Annotated in this window: 17 protein-coding genes, 1 pseudogene and 1 riboswitch; of the genes and pseudogenes, 15 read left to right on the top strand and 3 right to left on the bottom strand. The window is 64.8% G+C overall.

The genetic code is table 11. From position 1 onward, the window contains the following. Positions 1-6: 6 nt before the first annotated feature. The 5 genes from MHK04_RS10655 to MHK04_RS10635 all read left to right on the top strand — a co-directional run bounded on the left by MHK04_RS10655 (position 7) and on the right by MHK04_RS10635 (position 3,650). Positions 7-936 carry a Ppx/GppA family phosphatase gene (locus MHK04_RS10655; RefSeq protein WP_080971159.1) on the top strand — a complete coding sequence of 310 codons (930 nt, stop codon included), beginning with the start codon at positions 7-9 and terminating at the stop codon, positions 934-936. A gap of 9 nt (positions 937-945) precedes the next feature. Then, a complete protein-coding gene (locus MHK04_RS10650) occupies positions 946-2,031 on the top strand; it encodes an Rv0497 family membrane protein (RefSeq protein WP_239208704.1) in 1,086 nt (361 codons plus the stop codon). A gap of 72 nt (positions 2,032-2,103) precedes the next feature. Continuing rightward, entirely contained in the window at positions 2,104-2,895 is a 792-nt protein-coding gene (gene proC / locus MHK04_RS10645; RefSeq protein WP_239208703.1) for a pyrroline-5-carboxylate reductase, read from the top strand. A 225-nt stretch (positions 2,896-3,120) separates the two neighbouring features. Beyond that, complete coding sequence (locus tag MHK04_RS10640) at positions 3,121-3,309, top strand: helix-turn-helix domain-containing protein (protein ID WP_005527601.1); 189 nt, start codon at positions 3,121-3,123, stop codon at positions 3,307-3,309. A 239-nt stretch (positions 3,310-3,548) separates the two neighbouring features. Further along, positions 3,549-3,650 (top strand): 30S ribosomal protein bS22, encoded by a 102-nt coding sequence (locus MHK04_RS10635; RefSeq protein ID WP_003855542.1) that lies wholly within the window; start codon positions 3,549-3,551, stop codon positions 3,648-3,650. A 94-nt stretch (positions 3,651-3,744) separates the two neighbouring features. Here MHK04_RS10635 and MHK04_RS10630 read toward each other — a convergent pair whose 3' ends face one another. Continuing rightward, positions 3,745-4,782 carry an HAD family hydrolase gene (locus tag MHK04_RS10630; RefSeq protein WP_023020476.1) on the bottom strand — a complete coding sequence of 346 codons (1,038 nt, stop codon included), beginning with the start codon at positions 4,780-4,782 and terminating at the stop codon, positions 3,745-3,747. A gap of 88 nt (positions 4,783-4,870) precedes the next feature. Here MHK04_RS10630 and MHK04_RS10625 point away from each other — a divergent pair, with 88 nt between their 5' ends. The 9 genes from MHK04_RS10625 to MHK04_RS10585 all read left to right on the top strand — a co-directional run bounded on the left by MHK04_RS10625 (position 4,871) and on the right by MHK04_RS10585 (position 13,938). Further along, positions 4,871-5,113 (top strand): glutaredoxin family protein, encoded by a 243-nt coding sequence (locus MHK04_RS10625; protein WP_023020477.1) that lies wholly within the window; start codon positions 4,871-4,873, stop codon positions 5,111-5,113. Between the two features lie 73 nt (positions 5,114-5,186). Beyond that, the gene (locus MHK04_RS10620) at positions 5,187-6,521 is read left to right on the top strand and encodes a glutamyl-tRNA reductase (RefSeq protein ID WP_239204747.1); all 1,335 of its coding nucleotides are present in this window, start codon (positions 5,187-5,189) and stop codon (positions 6,519-6,521) included. Beyond that, a complete protein-coding gene (hemC, locus tag MHK04_RS10615) occupies positions 6,522-7,409 on the top strand; it encodes a hydroxymethylbilane synthase (RefSeq protein WP_023020479.1) in 888 nt (295 codons plus the stop codon). Between the two features lie 208 nt (positions 7,410-7,617). Further along, positions 7,618-9,294 carry a bifunctional uroporphyrinogen-III C-methyltransferase/uroporphyrinogen-III synthase gene (locus MHK04_RS10610; RefSeq protein ID WP_234288131.1) on the top strand — a complete coding sequence of 559 codons (1,677 nt, stop codon included), beginning with the start codon at positions 7,618-7,620 and terminating at the stop codon, positions 9,292-9,294. Positions 9,295-9,321: 27 nt separating this feature from the next. After that, positions 9,322-10,305 carry a porphobilinogen synthase gene (gene hemB / locus MHK04_RS10605; protein ID WP_200288314.1) on the top strand — a complete coding sequence of 328 codons (984 nt, stop codon included), beginning with the start codon at positions 9,322-9,324 and terminating at the stop codon, positions 10,303-10,305. A 9-nt stretch (positions 10,306-10,314) separates the two neighbouring features. After that, positions 10,315-10,998, top strand: coding sequence for a CCDC34 family protein (locus MHK04_RS10600; RefSeq protein WP_239208701.1), 684 nt, complete (start codon positions 10,315-10,317; stop codon positions 10,996-10,998). After that, on the top strand, positions 10,995-11,486 hold the full coding sequence (locus MHK04_RS10595; RefSeq protein WP_239208699.1) for a tellurium resistance protein TerC: 492 nt from the start codon (positions 10,995-10,997) through the stop codon (positions 11,484-11,486). The genes MHK04_RS10600 and MHK04_RS10595 overlap by 4 nt, the downstream gene beginning before the upstream one ends. 37 nt (positions 11,487-11,523) lie before the next feature. Continuing rightward, positions 11,524-12,558, top strand: coding sequence for a uroporphyrinogen decarboxylase (gene hemE / locus MHK04_RS10590; protein ID WP_239208697.1), 1,035 nt, complete (start codon positions 11,524-11,526; stop codon positions 12,556-12,558). Then, a complete protein-coding gene (locus MHK04_RS10585; RefSeq protein ID WP_200288313.1) occupies positions 12,559-13,938 on the top strand; it encodes a protoporphyrinogen oxidase in 1,380 nt (459 codons plus the stop codon). Between the two features lie 99 nt (positions 13,939-14,037). Here MHK04_RS10585 and MHK04_RS10580 read toward each other — a convergent pair whose 3' ends face one another. After that, on the bottom strand, positions 14,038-15,111 hold the full coding sequence (locus MHK04_RS10580) for an HNH endonuclease signature motif containing protein (protein WP_239208695.1): 1,074 nt from the start codon (positions 15,109-15,111) through the stop codon (positions 14,038-14,040). A gap of 116 nt (positions 15,112-15,227) precedes the next feature. Next, on the bottom strand, positions 15,228-16,076 hold the full coding sequence (locus MHK04_RS10575) for an NAD(P)-dependent oxidoreductase (RefSeq protein ID WP_200288311.1): 849 nt from the start codon (positions 16,074-16,076) through the stop codon (positions 15,228-15,230). A 31-nt stretch (positions 16,077-16,107) separates the two neighbouring features. Beyond that, positions 16,108-16,174, top strand: a riboswitch (guanidine-III (ykkC-III) riboswitch). An 8-nt stretch (positions 16,175-16,182) separates the two neighbouring features. Here MHK04_RS10575 and MHK04_RS10570 point away from each other — a divergent pair. Then, positions 16,183-16,496, top strand: a pseudogene (locus tag MHK04_RS10570) (DMT family transporter). Positions 16,497-16,782 lie beyond the last annotated feature (286 nt).

Below are 16,782 nucleotides of genomic sequence, written 5' to 3'. Positions count from 1 at the left end.
ATTAGTGTGCGATTAGGTGTATTAGACGTCGGAAGCAATACCGTCCACCTCGTTGCGGTCGATGCCGCGACGGGCGGACGACCGACTCCGATGAGTGATTGGAAGACCCCGCTCCGGCTGGTAGAACAGCTGGATAAGAAGGGCAACATCCATGAAAAGGGTGTAAAGAAGCTGGTCAGTGCCGTAGCTGAAGCTAGCGAGCTGGGTGAAAAGCTTGGCTGCGCTGAATTCATTGCCTTTGCTACCTCGGCGGTGCGCTCCGCGCCCAATTCTGAGGAAGTGCTCGATGAGGTGGAAAAGCATACTGGCGTGCGCCTGCAAATCCTCTCCGGCGTGGAAGAAGCCCAGCTGACCTTCCTCTCCGCGCGTCGCTGGTATGGCTGGTCCGCTGGCCGTATCACCAACCTGGATATCGGCGGCGGCTCGCTGGAGCTTTCCACCGGTACTGATGAGCACCCCGACCTTGCCTTCTCCCTCGACCTAGGTGCCGGCCGGTTGACCCATAATTGGTTCGATACCGACCCGCCAGAGAAGAAGAAGGTAAGTGCGCTGCGCGATTTTATTGATGCGGAGCTTGAGGACGTTGCCGCACAGATGAAGGCGATGGGTCCCGCCGGCCTCGCCGTGGGCACCTCTAAAACCTTCCGTACGCTTGCACGACTTACCGGCTCTGCACCCTCGTCTGCCGGCCCATACGTCAAGCGCACGTTGACTGCACCGGGTCTGCGTCAGTTGATTTCCTTCATCTCCCGCATGACTGCGGCAGACAGAGCGGACCTAGAAGGTGTAAGTTCTAACCGATCGCACCAAATCGTTGCCGGCGCTCTGGTGGCCGAGGCATCCATGCGAGCCTTGGAAATCGAGAAGCTGGAAATCTGCCCGTGGGCGCTGCGTGAGGGCGTCATTTTGCGCCGGACCGACAAGGGATTGGAATAGGAAGAGATCATGGCTGACCAGAATAAGTTGACCGTGGCAGAGCTGCTGGCTCGCAATAACAAAGCCCGCGGCGAGAAGGAAAGCAAGAAAGATAACCGTTCTCGTCGCCACCGCCGCAGCCTGGATGAAGGCGGCATTTCCGTTGCTGAGCTGACCGGCAACCTCAAAAAGGTCAAGGCTTCTCCTGCCGAGGCCAAGCACACCTCCGTCTCTATCGACGAAGACGCCCCCGTCATCCGTTCCCCCAAGTCAGCCGAACAGGCCGGTGCCGAGAAGGCGGTTGCCGGGAAGGCCGGTGCCGATTCCACGAAGAAGCCCGCCGCGGACCCAGCCGCAAAGCCGGCGGCAAAGCGCGCGGCACAGCCCGCAGCTAAGGCGGCGCAGACTACCAAGCCTGCCGCAAGGCCCACCACAAAGACCGCAGCTGCTTCGTCCGCTACTCCGGCTGCCGCTGCTCCGGCCGCACAAAAGCCTGCTGCCACCGGCGCGGCTCAGGACGCGGCGAAGAAGAACCAGCCTTCAGCCGATGACACCGCGGTAATCCAGCGGGTGGATAAGGCGGGCGAGGCTAAACCTGCTGCTGCAAAGCCTGCTGCGGACACGCCAGCGGCAAAGAAGCCAGCCGCAGAAAAGGCCCGCGCTGAAAAGCCTAAGGATGACAAGCGCGCGAAGGCGGCCGGAGCAGGAGCTGCGGCAGCGGGCGCTGGAGCGGCAGGTGCTGGAGCGGCCGCGGCGGCGGTGCCGGCGTCGAAGAAGGCGGGCGTCGCCAAGAGCGCAGAGGAAACCGGCAACCTACCCAAGGTCGAAGACAACGAGGATTGGGTGGAAGAAGAGCACGAGAAGCTCAATCCGGTATCCATCCTGCTGATGATTGTCGCGGGCATCCTGCTGGCGATTGTCATCTTCAAGGGCTTTGAGATTCTGTGGGATAACTTCCCACGCCTGGTCGTGGCCGTCCTAGCGCTGTGCGTCACCGCGATTATGGTCGGTGTGACCCACGCGCTGCGCACCGCACGCGATGGTTTCTCCATGTTCCTGGCCGGCTTTACCGGCCTCGTCCTTACCTTCGGCCCGCTCCTACTGGTCATGCTTTAAGCCCGCGCTTGGCGATGCCCCGGTTACCCCACACGGTAGCCGGGGTTCCGCATTTTTGGCATGGTGGAGACTATGACAAAGATTGCAATTTTAGGCGGCGGACAAATCGGTGAGGCTTTGACCTCGGGTCTCGTGGCATCGGGCTTTGCGGGCTCGGATATCACGGTTACCAATCGCACCGAATCGCGCAGCCAAGAACTCGAACAGACCTATGGCGTGAATACCACCAGCGATAATGCGGCCGCGGTAGACGGCGCGGATTATATCTTCGCGTGCGTGAAGCCCTACGCCATCCTGGAACTGCTCGAAGGCCTGTCGCCGGCGAAGGACGCCGTGGTCGTTTCCATGGCCGCAGGCCTAACGCTAGAGCAGCTGCAGGGTGCGGTGGGCGAAGGCCAGCCGGTGGTGCGCGTCATGCCCAATACCCCCATGTTGGTGCGCCGCGGCATGTGCACCTGCGCGGCTGGCGAGCACGTGAGCGATGCCCAGATGGATGGCGTGCGCGAGCTCCTCGAAGCCGTTGGCGAGGTTGCGGTCATCCCGGAGAAGAATATCGACGCCGCCACCGCGCTGGCGGGCTCCTCCCCGGCATACTTTTTCCTTGTGGCAGAGGCGCTTGTCGACGCCGGCGTACAGCTCGGCCTTCCCCGCGACGTCGCTGAGAAGCTTGCCGCTCAGGCCGCGGTCGGCTCCGGCGAGATGTTGGCCAGCTCTGGCCGCTCGGCCACCCAGCTGCGTGCCGGAGTGACCTCGCCGGGCGGCACCACCGCGGCCGCTGTTCGCGAGCTGGAGGAGTCCGGCCTGCGCGGAGCGTTCTACCGCGCGGCAGAGGCCTGCTCCGACAAGGCTAAGGAGCTTGGCTAAAGCTTCCGTGCGCGACCTTCCCGTGGTGGGGGTGTACCCGCCCGGGAGCGTTGGGGCGGGTGTTAAGCAGCGCTTTCGGGGTAAACCCTAATGAATGCTGTGAAGAAATTTGGCACTTGGGTCGCATTAGTCACATGTTTCACGATAGGCTAGGACAAGCACGTGCGTGAAGTCCTGTGGGAGGGGAAGCCTACAGCGCGCACCGAGCTGAAGGGTTAGATATATATGGCAAATGAAGATAAGGGAACCTTTCTGACGATCGCGGAGGTCGCCGAGATTATGCGCGTCTCCAAGATGACCGTCTACCGTTTGGTTCACGCAGGCGAAATGCCGGCTGTTCGCGTTGGACGCTCTTTCCGCGTTCACGAGTCCGCCGTCAACGAGTACTTGGAGGCATCCGTCTACGGAGCCTAGGCTCGCGCCGCACTAGACAGCGCCCACCTCTGCTGGCCATCGTGGTCAGCGGTGGTGGGCGCTGTTCTTTCTCCTGGGCCCTTTTTGGTCACGGGCTGGGGGCTGGGTAAGATGGTGTGCATTCGTGTCGGCTCGCTGATGTGGCCCGCGGTCCGTGTGGCCACGGCGGCAAGAGTGCACCTTCGCCGTTTTAGCGCTGACAAGTTTGACAGTACGTACTATTTGAAAGTGAGGACTCTATGGGTTCCGTCATTAAGAAGCGCCGCAAGCGCATGTCCAAGAAGAAGCACCGCAAGATGCTGCGCCGCACCCGCGTGCAGCGCCGTAAGCTGGGCAAGTAAACCCAGCTCGCTTCTTACCCTCCGCCTTTGTGCGGAGGGTTTTGCATGTTGCTACAGTCCCTTCCCAGCGCCGACCGCTACCGCAAGCAGTAGCTTAGCGACGGTAGTAGCGCCAGCCGCCATAGGAAAAGGCAGCGGTGGCCAGGGCCGGCAGGCCATAGGTGCGGATAGCGCGGCGCACGGATCGATAGTCGCGCACCAGCCAGCCGCGCTCGCTGGCGATGGTGCGCAGCTTACGGTCTGGATTAATGGCCACGGCGGTACCGACCATGGACAGCATGGGCACGTCGTTGGCGGAATCCGAATACGCGGTGCAGCGCGAAAGGTCCAAGCCCTCGATGGTCGCGAGCGCGGCTACGGCGTGCTTTTTGCCGGGGCCGTGCAGGATATCGCCGACCAGCCGGCCGGTGAACTTGCCATCCTTGACCTCCGCGACGGTGCCGAGCGCTCCCGTAAACCCGAATCGCCGCGCGAGCACCTGCGCTAGCTGCACCGGGGTGGCCGTGACCAACCACACCTGCTGGCCGGCGGCTAAGTGCATTTCTGCTAATTGGGTGGTGCCGGGGTACGCGCGGCGTGCGAGCGAGGCGTCCACGATCTCCTCACATAGCTCGACCAGCTCGTCGACGCTGCGGCCTTTGACAAACTCCAGCGCCTGCGCACGGCCGGCGGCGACGTCCCTGGCATTTTCGCTGCCGGAAACGCGGAACTTAAGCTGTTTCCATGCAATCGGCACGATTTCCGATAGTCGGAAGTAGCGCTTGCGGGCCAACCCGAAGGCGAATTCCACGAGGGAGGAGCCTTGGATGAGGGTATTGTCGACGTCGAAAAACGCCGCCGCGCCCACATCTACCGGTACGTCTGGGTCCTGGGCGGTAATACGCTGCGCGCCCGCCGCGTCATAAGAGCCGGTTACCGAATCCACACCGGAGGCAAAATCCTCTAGATCCAGCCCGAATTCTTCCAATGCCGCCGCGGCCGCGGCTTCGCCGGCGGTGCGCTGGGATTCCTCGTCCAGCGGGGCGAGCGCCTGGTTTTCTAAAAAATTACGCAGATTGCCGCGCGAGGCGGTCCAGTTGGCCAAGAATTCGCGGGGAGTTTCGGGGAACCCTGGGGGAGTGGTAGCGGACACGAGTCAGACAAACAGCTTTCGCAAACGCGGGGTGGACTAACGTGTCCATAGTAATGGTTTCGACCGCCGCCGTCCCTGTGAGGAGAATATGTCTCAGTATCTCGTCGAGCTCATGGTGCGCACCACCTGCGGTTCTTGTGCGCGCGTGAGGGAGCAGATTACCCCCGTTGTCACGCAGGCAGGTGCGGAGCTTGCCGTGCGTAACGTGGATGAGGATGCGGAGCTGGCCATGGAGTTCGGTGATCGCGTACCCGTCGTGGTCATCGACGGCGAAGAGTTCGCCTGCTGGGAAGTAGACAACGCCGAGCTCGCGGCCGAACTAAGCAGATAATTCGGGATCCATGCCACCGGCGGGTATTCTTTTGGAGGATTAAAATCAATCAAATGGTTGAGGAGTGTTGTGCATGAGCGTGCTCGTCGTGGGCATGTCCCACCAGTCGGCGCCAGTGGCGCTGCTGGAGAAGCTGAGCATGGATAGTGCGGTCCAGGATTCCGCCTGCGGGAAACTGGTGGCGGCCGACTCACTTTCAGAGGCGATGATCATCTCCACCTGCAACCGCATGGAGATCTACACCGTCACCAACTCCTTCCACGCCGGCGTGCAGGAAGTCGTGCGCGTGATCACCCAAGTATCGGGCGTGAGCGAGGAGGAGCTGCGCAGCTACCTCTACGTGCGCTATGCCGACGCCGCGGCCGAGCACCTGATGTCGGTGACCTCTGGGCTGGATTCCATGGTGGTAGGAGAGCAGCAGATCATCGGCCAGGTGCGCAGCGCCTACCAGGCCGCCTCCGAACAGGGCACGGCCGGACCGCGCATCCACGCGCTGGCGCAGTCGGCACTACGGGCGGGCAAGCGCGTGCACTCCGAGACCGACATCGATGAGGCAGGCTCCTCCATGGTGTCCTTCGCCTTCGACCAAGCCCTGCAGCGCCTAGACGCTGAGGACTTGGCCGGCAAGACCGCGTTGGTCCTCGGCGCGGGCGCTATGGCATCGCTCGCCGCCACCCACGCCGGCCGGCTGGGGGTCAAGGAGCTGGTGCTGGCCAACCGCACTCGTGAGCGCGCCGAGCGCCTGGCCAGCCACGCCGAGGAGGCGGGCGTTGCCGCCCGCGTCGTGGACTTTTCCCAACGTGCCGCCGCGCTTTCCGACGTCGACCTGGCCATCTCCGCCACCGGCGCCGATAATTTCACCATCGAGGCCACCGACATTCCCGCCGGCCGCGAGCTCATGCTCATCGATCTCTCCCTGCCGCGCGATATCGACGATGCCGCCGCTGCGGCCGAGGGCGTGGATCTGGTCAATATCGAGCGCCTGAGCAAGTCGCTCTCGGCCGCCGATACCGACGTCGCGGCCGGCACTAGCCCGCACGCGCAGGCCCGGCGCATCGTCGACGAAGAGCTGGCAGCCTATACCTCTGCGCAGCGCGTACGCGATGTCGTCCCGGCCGTGAGCGCCCTGCACCGCCGCGCGGCCGACCTCGTGGAATGCGAGGCCGCACGCCTGCAACATAAGCACCCCGAAATCTCGGGCAAGCAACTTGAGGACGTCCAGCGCGCCCTCAAGCGCGTGGCCGATAAGCTGCTGCATGAACCAACGGTGCGGGCGAAGAAACTGGCGGCGTCGGAAAGCAGTGTCAGCAGCGAGAATGCCCTGCAGGAACTTTTTGGCCTGCAACTGGAAGGCTCCGGAGTGTCCGTGGCCGTTAATGAATTGCCCACCATGACTAAGGAGGCCTAAATGTTTCAGATTGGTACCCGCGGCTCCAAGCTTGCCACCACCCAGGCGGGCCACGTCCGCGATTGGCTTATCGACGCCGGCTTTGACTCCCAGCTCCACATCGTCACCACCGCCGGCGACGTCAATATGGCACCGGTCGAGCGTATCGGCGTCGGCGTATTTACCCAAGCGCTGCGCGAGGCCCTCTATGCCGGCGAGTGCGATATCGCCGTCCACTCTTTTAAGGACCTGCCCACCGCGCCCGATGATCGCTTCCGCCTCGTGGTGCCGCAGCGCCAGGATTCCCGCGAGGCGCTCGTCGCCCGCGATGGCCTGAGCCTGGCGCAGCTGCCGCAGGGCGCGCGCGTGGGTACCTCCGCCCCGCGCCGCATCTCCCAGCTGGCCGCCATCCGCCCCGACCTGGAGATTCGCCCGCTGCGCGGCAATATCGATACCCGCATGTCCAAGGTCACCGACGGCGAGCTCGACGCCGTCTTGCTGGCCTATGCCGGCCTGCTGCGCGGCGGCTACGCGGACCGCGCCACCGAAATCTTCGAGCCCTCCGTCTTCATGCCGGCGCCGGCCCAGGGCGCCCTCGCCATCGAGGCTGTGGCCGGAACCGAGGCTGCCGCGGCCCTCGATGCCATCGTCGATGACCGCGCCTCGGCCGCCGCGGCCGGTGAGCGCGCCGTGCTGGCCCGCCTTGAGGCCGGCTGTACCGCGCCGGTGGCCGCCACCTCGCGCTGGGACGGCGACCAGCTCACCGTGCGCGGTGGCGTCTTTGCGCTCGATGGTTCGCGTCAGCTTACTGCCACCGCCTCCGGGCCTGCGGCCGAAGCCGCCGAGCTCGGCGCGCGCGTTTCCGACGAGCTTTTCGCCGGTGGTGCGGCCGAGCTGCTGGGCAAGTAATTTCGCCTTTAGGCGCTAATAATTTAAGGTGTAGATACCACAAATCATTGTCCCGCAATGATCCGGCCCCCTTTAAGGGCATCCCAGGACTTAAGGCCTGGGATTTTGGCCGTTATGACCGTGTCACCCACCGCCGGCGCGGGGAACCACACCGCATGCGATCATGTCCGTGCGCGGTGCCGCGCGCCCGAATTTAGAAAAGAACTTTATGAGCAATGCCGCGCCAGACACCCAATTGGGCAAGATCGTCTTTGTGGGCGCTGGTCCAGGTAATCCCGACCTGCTGACCGTCCGCGCCCGCGAGGTTCTGGCAAATAGTGCCATCGCCGTGACCGATCCAGAGGTCATGCAGGGAGTGCGCGATGCCGTCGCAGCCGCCCTGCCCGTTCCGCAAGAGCTTCTCGACGCCGCCGAGGCTGAATACGCCCAAATGTGCGCCGACGCCAAGGCCAAGGGCGCGCGCCGCAAGCCGCCCCGCCCCGCCCCGCCAACGGCGGCGGTGCTGTATGAACCGGGAGAGGATATCGTCGGACAGCTGCGTGAATGCTTGGTTGAGGCCGACGGCGAAGATGTCATCCGCCTCGTGACCGGCAACCCGCTGCACCGCGAGTCCATCAAGGCCGAAATCAATGCCGTGGCCTCCGCAGGCCTGGAATTCCAGGTCGTGCCGGGCATGTCCCTGCCGTCGACCGTGCCGTCCTTTGCTGGCATTGCACTCGGCTCGACTTATACCGAGGCCGATGTCACCAACGGTGCCGATTGGGACGCATTGGCCAACGCCACGCAGCCCATCGTTCTGCAGGCCACGAAGGAGGACCTGCCGGTCATCTCCGAAGAGCTACAACAACGCGGCATGCCGGCCGAGACCGAGGCTTTTGTCACCGTGCACGGCACCACCCGCCTGCAGCGCACCTACGAGACCACTCTGGGCACCATGGGCAAGCTCGACGCTGACCTTGTCGGCCCGCTCGTGGTCACCCTCGGCCGCAGCATCGACGACCGCACCAAATACTCCTGGTGGGAAAACCGTCCCCTCTACGGCTGGCGCGTGCTCGTGCCGCGCACTAAGGAGCAGGCTGGCCCGATGTCCGCGCGCCTGGCCGGCTACGGAGCCATTCCCCAAAACGTGCCCACCATCTCCATCGAGCCGCCGCGCAATCCGGCACAGATGGACCGCGCCATTAAGGGAATCGTTGAGGGTCGCTATAAGTGGATCGTCTTTACCTCCGTCAACGCAGTGAACGCGGTGTGGGATAAGATCGCCCAGCTGGGCCTCGACGCCCGCGATTTCGCCGGCGTCCACCTCGCGGCCGTGGGCACCAAGACAGCGGCCGCCATCCGCGCCAAGGGCATGGTCCCGGAGCTTTTACCGCACAAGAAAAAGCAGAACGCCGAGGGCCTGCTCGATGTCTTCCCCAACTTCGTGGAAGATATCGACGCCGTCGGCCGCGTCCTGCTCCCGCGCGCCGATATCGCGGCCGATACCCTCGTGGATGGGCTCAAGGCCCTCGACTGGGAAGTCGATGACGTCGTGGCCTACCGCACCGTCCGCGCCGCCCCGCCTTCGGCCGAGATCCGCGACATGATCAAGACCGGCGGCTTCGACGCCGTCGCCTTCACCTCTGGGTCCACCGTGCGCAACCTGGTGGGCATTGCGGGCAAACCGCACCAGCGGACGATCATTGCGTGTATCGGGCCGTCGGCAAGAGCGGCCGCGGAAGAGATGGGCCTGCGCGTCGATGTCGTGCCCGAGGTCGCGGACGTACCCGCGCTTGTCGACGCCCTCGCAGACCACGTCGCCGCCCTCCGCGCCGCCGGAAACCTTCCCGCGCCGAGGAAGAAGCGCCGCTCGCGCAAGAAGGCTACTAAGGTCGACAAGGCATAAGTTTAGTCTCGCTCTAAGGAGTACCCAATGAGCACTTTCCCAGCCCGCCGCCCACGCCGCCTGCGCACCACCCCCGCGATGCGCAACCTTGTGGCCGAAACCCAGGTCCGCCCCTCGGACCTGATTTTGCCCATGTTCATCGTGGACGGCCTCGACGCCCCGCGCGAGATTCCCTCCATGCCGGGCGTTTACCAGCACACTTTTGATTCCCTGCGCCGCGCGACCGAAGAGGCCCTAGAAGCCGGCGTGACCTGCGTCGATCTTTTCGGCGTTCCGCTCGAGGAGGACAAGGATGATACCGGCTCCGTCGCGTGGGACCCGCAGGGCATTTTGAACCGCGGCATTTCCTGCCTGCGCGAGGAATTCGGCGATGACCTCATCGTGATGGCCGATACCTGCCTCGACGAATTCACCTCCCACGGCCACTGCGGCGTGCTGGATGACAAGGGCCGCGTGCTTAACGACGAATCCGTCAAGCTCTACCAAGACATGGCCCGCTCCCAGGCCCGCGCCGGCGCCCACATCGTCTCCCCGTCCGGCATGATGGACGGCCAGGTGGCCGCCATCCGTGCCGACCTTGACGAGGCCGGCCACGAGGACGTGGCCATCATGGCTTATTCCGCCAAGTATGCCTCCGCCTTCTTCGGCCCGTTCCGCGACGCCGTCGGCTCCTCCCTCGAGGGCGACCGCCGCACCTACCAGCAGGATCCGCGCAATTTCCGCGAATCCCTGCTCGAGGTCGAGCTCGACATCGAAGAAGGCGCGGACTTCGTCATGGTCAAGCCCGGCCTGCCTTACTTGGATGTGCTTTCGGCCGTGGCGGAGACTTCTCCCGTGCCGGTTGCGGTCTACCAGGTCTCCGGTGAGTACGCGATGGTCAAGGCCGCGGCCGCCAATGGGTGGATTGACGGCGAGGCCATCATGCTCGAGTCCCTGACCGCGTTCAAGCGCGCCGGTGCCGACCAGATTCTCACCTACTTCGCTACCGAAGCCGCCCGCCTGCTCAAGTAAAGGATCCCTGTGACTGTTACGCCCCCGTCGTCCGCCCCTGCTCCGCGCTCGCCGCGCACGCAACGCCCGGAATCCGTGGCGTACATGCTGTGGCTGTGGATGGGCGCGCTGTGCGGCGAGGCCGTGCACCAGGTGCTCAACGTGGTGCTGACGCTGCTCAACCACGACGTACTCATGTCGCAGGCCAAGGAGATGGCCAAGTCCGCACCGGCCGGCGTCGATGAAGCCCAGCTTTCCGACGCCTTCCTCCGCACCGCCGCCTACGCCTCCGTCGCCCTTTCGGCAGCCATTTCCTTGGCGATTATCGTGCTGCTGGCCTTCCTGCTGCGGTCCTTGGCGCGTCGCGGCAAGCGGGCCGGTACCTCGCGGCGCGTGTGGTTCGCTTTCTCGCTGTATTTTGGCTTCCGCATCCTGCTGACCTTCATGGTTACCCCGGCCGGCGCTGATGTGCCCGATTGGCTCTTTGCTGCCGATGGCATGGTGCAGATCCTGGTCGGCGTCGCGGCGGTGCTCGGCCTGATTTTCTCCGTGCGGGTCGATACCTTGGATTACACCGGCGAGCTCGAGCAGATGCGCGAGCTGGAAAAGGAACTCGAACAAGCGCAGCGCGAGAAGAAGCGCGCCGAGCAAGAACGCAAGCGTGCCAAGGATGACCAGCGTAGCAAGCGCACTGACCGGGAGGACAAGCGATGAGCAATACCGAGCGGCCCGGACCCCGGGACTATAACCGCGCGGCCAGAAATACCTCCGCCAGCCAGAACCTCGACGCCTGGCCGCGGCCGCTGCGCTGGGCCTATTGGGTGCTCGTCGTCAGCGCCGTGCTCATGCTGGTCAGCGGCCTGGTGGGCATCTTCGGCTCGGGCGGGCCGCAGGTAGAGCCCCAGAACCCGCAGGTCGCGGAGTATCTCCATTCAAATCGCCTATTTGTTGCGGTGACCAATACCGTCGGCGCCGTCGTGCTGGCGCTCTTTGCCGCGCAGCTGGCCAGCGGGTCCAAGTGGGCGCGCCGCATCATCACCATTGTCATCGCCATCGCGCTCTTTAATAATATCGCCGCCCTGGCGCTTGGCATTGGCGGGCTTAGCCTGCTGATTATCCCCATTTCCTTGATCATCGCCCTCGCGCTGCTTTTCCAGCCGCAGTCCAACCGCTTTATTAAGGACCGCAGCTTGCGTGGCTAATTAGCCCCCACTCCAACTTTTGATTCATAATTGGGGCATGTCTCGACTTAATCGTGCCCCGCTTATCGACGCCGCCCTCGGCCGCACCCCCTCCCGACCCCCAGTCTGGTTCATGCGCCAGGCTGGCCGTTCGCTGCCGGAATACCGCGCCGCCCGCGAGGGGATTAGCATGCTCGATTCCTGCTTCATGCCAGAACTGCTAGCAGAAATTACCCTGCAGCCGGTGCGCCGCCATGACGTTGATGCTGCCATTTTATTTTCCGATATCGTCGTCCCGCTCAAAGCCGCCGGCGTCAAGGTCGACATCGTGCCGGGTCGCGGGCCGGTGATGGAGCAGGCGGTGCGGAGTAGGGAGGACGTCGGCAAGCTGCCGCTGCTAGAGGCCGATGTCCCCGAGGTCACCGAAGGCATCGCCCGCATCCTGACCGAGCTCACCGAAACCCAAGCGCTTATCGGCTTCGTTGGTGCGCCGTTCACGCTGGCTAGCTACCTCATTGAGGGCGGGCCGTCTAAGAACCACGAGCGCACCAAGGCCCTCATGCACGCCGAGCCGGAGACCTGGCATCTGCTCATGCGCCGCCTGGTGCCTACCATCACCCGCTTCCTGCAGGTGCAGGTCGACGCCGGCATCGACGCCATGCAGCTTTTCGATTCCTGGGCGGGCTACCTCAACGAGCGCGACTACCGCGAATTCGTTTTGCCGTATTCGCGAGAAATCCTGGCCGGCGTAGATATTCCGCGCATCCACTTCGGCGTCGGCACCGGCGAGCTCTTGCCAGCAATGTCGGAGGCGGGGTCGGAGGTCATGGGCGTCGACTATCGCGTGCCCATGGATGCCGCGGCCGAGCGCGTGAGCGCCCGCGTGCTGCAGGGCAACCTTGACCCGGCCATGCTTTTTGCCGGCGACGACGCCGTGCGCCAGGCCGTACGCACCATCCGCGGCGAGGTCGATCGGGCGCGCGAGCGCGGCGATATTGACGGCCACATCTGGAACCTCGGCCACGGGGTCCTGCCAACTACTGACGCGGAAGCAATCACCCGCGCCGTTTCCATCATCCACGAGGAGGGCTAAATGCGTATTGCGATTATCGGTGCCGGCCTGGCGGGCTTGACGGCCGCTTACGAGCTGCGCGACCACGACGTCGAGGTTTTCGAGGCCGCCGGCCGGATCGGTGGCAAGCTGTACTCTGTGCCGTTTAACGACGGCCCGACCGACATGGGCGCCGAGGCCTTCCTCGCCCGCCGGCGCGATGCCGTGGAATTTATCGAATCCCTCGGTCTCGGCGATAGCTTGGTCGAGCCCTCCGGTCTGCACTCGCTGGTGTACTCCGGCGAGCTCAAGCCGTTGCCGCGCGGCGGAATGATGGGCATTCCTTCGCACTCGGAGCCGGTCGCGCATTTGGTCTCGGCCGAGACCGCGCGCCGCATCGACAATGAGGAGCCCTTCGAGTGGACGGCGGGCAGCGACGTTTCCGCAGGCAAGCTGGTGCGCCAGCAGTTTGGCGACGACCTCGTCGACCACGTTATCTCCGCCCTCCTCGGCGGCGTGTACTCCTGTTCGGCCGATGATCTGGGTTTGCGCGCGACCATCCCGGCGCTGGCGGAGACCCTCGACGCGCTGTCCGAGCGCGGCCCAGTGACTCTCTCGGCCGCGGTCCGCACGCTGGAGGAGGCCCGCGCGGCCGCGCCCCGCAGCGGCGGCCCCGTCTTCCAGACTTTTCGCGGCGGCTACGCGCAGCTTTATGAGGCACTGGCCGAGCAATCCCGCGCCAAGATCTACCTCGATACTTTTATCTCCGGCATCACTCGCGAGGGCGAGCAATTCCGCCTGGCCGGAGCACCGGCCGATGCGGCGCCGTTTGATCGCGTGCTGGTAGCTACCCCGGCTCCGACCGCGGCGCGCCTTCTTAGCAAGGTCGCCCCGCAAGCGGCGGGACGGCTGAAGGGAGTGAAGTTGGCAGCGTCGGCCGTCGTGGGGTTGAAATTCGAGTCCGATACAGACCCTTCGGGAAACGCTTTGCCGCAGAATTCCGGCATTCTCGTGGCCACCGACCAAGACGATGTGCACGCCAAGGCCTTTACACTTTCCTCCCGCAAGTGGCCGCACTTGGCTGAGCGTGGCGGTGCCCTCGTACGTGCCTCCTTCGGCCGCTTTGGCGACGACGCCATCGTCCGCGCCGAAGAAGACGACCTTGTCGACTATGCCCTCGATGACCTCCAGCGACTCACCGGCTTCGACGGCCGCGCCGCGGGTGTCGCGGAGATCTTCACCCAGCGTTGGTTCGGCGGCCTGCCGCGCTACGACGCCGGGCACCTCGAAACTGTGGCCGGCGCACGCGGTACCCTCGCGGCGACGCCGGGAGTCGATGTCACCGGCGCCTGGGCCGGCGGCGTTGGAGTGCCCAACGTCATTGCGGATGCCCGCGCCGCCGCCGCGCGCATCGTCGGCTAGCGGTGCCGCACGATTCGTGCATTCCGGGTCATACGCTGTGGCGTGGTGCGGGCATGCCAAAGTGGCAGCAGGGCATCCTGCTGCCTAGCGGCATGAGTGCTAGTGCGGTGGATCCGGCGGGGTCGGTTGCACTGGCTCGTTCGGGCTGGACGGCGATGCGGCGGTATCGGCCCATGGCGGTTGCCATACCACGCGACCTCGGCGGCGAACGAGTCGCCCGCGGACAGGCGGGGCATTCGGGTCATCGTCATTGGCACCATTGTGGTACGGGCAGCAGGTGGCGAGGTTTGACATGTTGGTCTCGCCGCCGTGTCGCCACGCTTGCAGGTGATGCACCTGGCATTTATCCGCCGGGTAGTTGCACGCGGGCCACGGGCACACAGGGTTTTCGGCGGCAGCCATGAGCCGCTGCTTTTCGCTGGCCATGCGTTCCGTCCGGTAGAGGTTGACCGCACCTTCGTAGGGATGGACGAGGGTGATAAGCCCGCGCTCTGCCAGCGTGCGCGAGACAAGTTCCGCGCCGGTGAGGCGGGCACCGTTGGTGAGCTGGATGGTGATTTCCTCGCCGTCGCCATCGATGATGCGGTCGAGTTCGTCGAGCGTGATAATTGCATTCGTCGTAATGGTTGGACGGGTGGCTGGGGCGGCGCCGGAAGGGGAGAAGAGCTCCGCAACGGAATCGAGAGGCGCGTCCTCGTCCAGGCTGGATTCCAAGTCCGCGATGAGCGAGGAAGGCCCGGTAATAGCGAGGGTCCACGGCGCGTCCTTGCGACGGCGGATGCGCACGCCGGGGCGTGGCGGGGTCGGGGGATTGAGTTCGCGCAGCTTTTTACGCGCTAGCTTTTCCATTTCATCGGTATCGGCGGCGGTGCGACACAACTCCACGCGCAGGCGCCAGGCATCGCGCTTGGTCTTGGCGCGGGAAGCGTAGCGCTCGATTACCTCCAGCGTGGGCAGTGGGTGGGCGCGGTCGCGCGCGGCGTTAACCGCCTGGCGTTGGAGGCGGGTAAAGGAGGTGGGGGCAAAGAGGGCGTCGGCAAGCGTGAGCAAGGTGAGGGCCGTTTTATTGGGCGCGCCGGCGGCGCACAGCTGGTCTTCAGACATGCCAGCGCACCCGGCAACGATATCGATGCCGGGCGCCAAGGCCGCGAGATAGGTCTGAAGAGCTGTCATGCCCCGCAGCCTAAGCCACCGCGCGCAATCTGTGCGAGGGTGAGCGCGCGAATCTGTGGATAACTAGGGCCGGAAGGGCGAATTTCGGCCCGCACTCGCTGCGGGCCTGTGGATAACTAGCCCTTATTGCGGAAGACGAAGATGGAGGAGAAGTCTTGGTCGCCGTGGCCCATCGCCTGCATTTCCTCGAAGCGGCCGATGGCGGCAGTCAGGGCGGGCAGCGGCTTGGTGGAGGTCATCTCCATGAGCTTCGCGTCCTTAGCCAGGGCGTCGACGGTGAAATCGCCCGGGTCGGTATTGCGCTCGCCGGTGATAAATGGCGCCTTCATATTCGCGATGAAGGACAGACCGGTGATATCAAGCATTTGCAGCACAACCTCGGAGTCTAGGCCCTCGGACTCGCCGAGTTGCAGGGCTTCGAGCAGGCCCTCGGCGGTGACGGCGAGCGCGAGGTTCGCCAGCAGCTTTCCGATGGCCGCCGTGGCCGCCGCCTCCACCCCGATGAGCTTGTCTTCTCCCGCCCAGGACTCGGCGAGGGACATGGCTTGCTCGCGGCGGGCGTCGTCAGGCGTGCCCACATAGATGCCGAGCTTGCCCTCGCGGGCCGGGCCGAGCGTGCCGACGACCGGGGCGTGGACGTAGGTTTCCACGGCGGCGGCGAATTCGCGGGCATCGTTGGGCGAGACGGTGGTGGTATCGATCCAGGTCACGCCGGCGGGGATGAGCTGCGGCTCGACGACGACCTCGCGGACATCGTCAGGCCCGAAGAGCGAGGTGATGATGACCTCGGCGTTCACTACGGCCTCGGTGGGCGAGGCGGCAAGCTCGGCGCCTTCCTCCACCAGCGGCTGGGCACGCTCGGCGGTGCGGTTCCAGACGGTCAATTCGATGCCGTCTTGCTCATTGAGCAGGCGGCGGGCTAGTTCGGTTCCCATGCGGCCAGTTCCAAGAAATGCAATCCTCATGGTTTCCCAGTGTGCCATCATTGGGTGCAGGTTCGCCGCGTCTTGCGCGAGCCCCGGACGGGGGGAGCCGTACCCGGCAACGCGACAAGACGGCCAGGAAGCAGTTATGGCGTGGTTCATCTTGATTTTCTCCGGCGCAGTCGAGGCCGTGTGGGCGGCGGCATTGGATAAATCCGCAGGTTTTACGCGTTTGTGGCCCTCGCTTATTTTCCTCGTGGCCTGCGCGATTTCCATGGGCGGGCTGGCGTGGGCGATGCGCAGCATCCCGGTAGGCACGGCCTATGCGGTGTGGGCGGGTGTTGGCACGTCGGGGCGGTTATCTATTCCTTCGCGGCCGGGCACGAGGTCGCCACGGTGTGGAAGGTGTTTTTCCTCTCCATGATCATCGGCGGCATCGTGGGGCTGAAAGCGGTGAGTTAGAGACCCGGAATCCGCGGCGCGGGAGGCAGCGGCGGCGCAGGCGGTGGGGCGGGCGCAGGCACGGCGGGCACTGCCGGCATATCAGGCACCGCGTCCTCGATGCGCCCGCGGACCTCATGCGGCGGAATGTTGAGGTTCGGCAGTCCGCTCTTATCCCGCGCGGGAGGGCGTGGCGCTGCCGGTCGCGGTGCGGGCGCCGCGGTTGACGGCGAAGGGTCCGCGGCCGGCGGCGAAGGAGGCGCCGTGTCTTCCTGCGGCAGGTCGCGAGGGGTGAGAGGGTGGGGAG

The organism is Corynebacterium nasorum (assembly GCF_022345765.1).
Classification (GTDB): domain Bacteria; phylum Actinomycetota; class Actinomycetes; order Mycobacteriales; family Mycobacteriaceae; genus Corynebacterium; species Corynebacterium kefirresidentii.
Note: the sequence above shows the minus strand (reverse complement) of the source record. Positions and strands in the feature narration are given on the sequence as shown.

Bases quoted from the DNA above. Each gene is read 5' to 3' on its own strand.
- MHK04_RS10620 (WP_239204747.1), top strand. From the start codon at position 5,187: ATGAGCGTGCTCGTCGTGGGCATGTCCCACCAGTCGGCGCCAGTGGCG.
- hemE (WP_239208697.1), top strand. From the start codon at position 11,524: ATGTCTCGACTTAATCGTGCCCCGCTTATCGACGCCGCCCTCGGCCGC.
- hemC (WP_023020479.1), top strand. From the start codon at position 6,522: ATGTTTCAGATTGGTACCCGCGGCTCCAAGCTTGCCACCACCCAGGCG.
- MHK04_RS10610 (WP_234288131.1), top strand. From the start codon at position 7,618: ATGAGCAATGCCGCGCCAGACACCCAATTGGGCAAGATCGTCTTTGTG.
- MHK04_RS10575 (WP_200288311.1), bottom strand. From the start codon at position 16,076: ATGAGGATTGCATTTCTTGGAACTGGCCGCATGGGAACCGAACTAGCC.
- MHK04_RS10585 (WP_200288313.1), top strand. From the start codon at position 12,559: ATGCGTATTGCGATTATCGGTGCCGGCCTGGCGGGCTTGACGGCCGCT.
- MHK04_RS10595 (WP_239208699.1), top strand. From the start codon at position 10,995: ATGAGCAATACCGAGCGGCCCGGACCCCGGGACTATAACCGCGCGGCC.
- proC (WP_239208703.1), top strand. From the start codon at position 2,104: ATGACAAAGATTGCAATTTTAGGCGGCGGACAAATCGGTGAGGCTTTG.
- MHK04_RS10580 (WP_239208695.1), bottom strand. From the start codon at position 15,111: ATGACAGCTCTTCAGACCTATCTCGCGGCCTTGGCGCCCGGCATCGAT.
- MHK04_RS10635 (WP_003855542.1), top strand. From the start codon at position 3,549: ATGGGTTCCGTCATTAAGAAGCGCCGCAAGCGCATGTCCAAGAAGAAG.
- MHK04_RS10625 (WP_023020477.1), top strand. From the start codon at position 4,871: ATGTCTCAGTATCTCGTCGAGCTCATGGTGCGCACCACCTGCGGTTCT.
- hemB (WP_200288314.1), top strand. From the start codon at position 9,322: ATGAGCACTTTCCCAGCCCGCCGCCCACGCCGCCTGCGCACCACCCCC.
- MHK04_RS10650 (WP_239208704.1), top strand. From the start codon at position 946: ATGGCTGACCAGAATAAGTTGACCGTGGCAGAGCTGCTGGCTCGCAAT.
- MHK04_RS10640 (WP_005527601.1), top strand. From the start codon at position 3,121: ATGGCAAATGAAGATAAGGGAACCTTTCTGACGATCGCGGAGGTCGCC.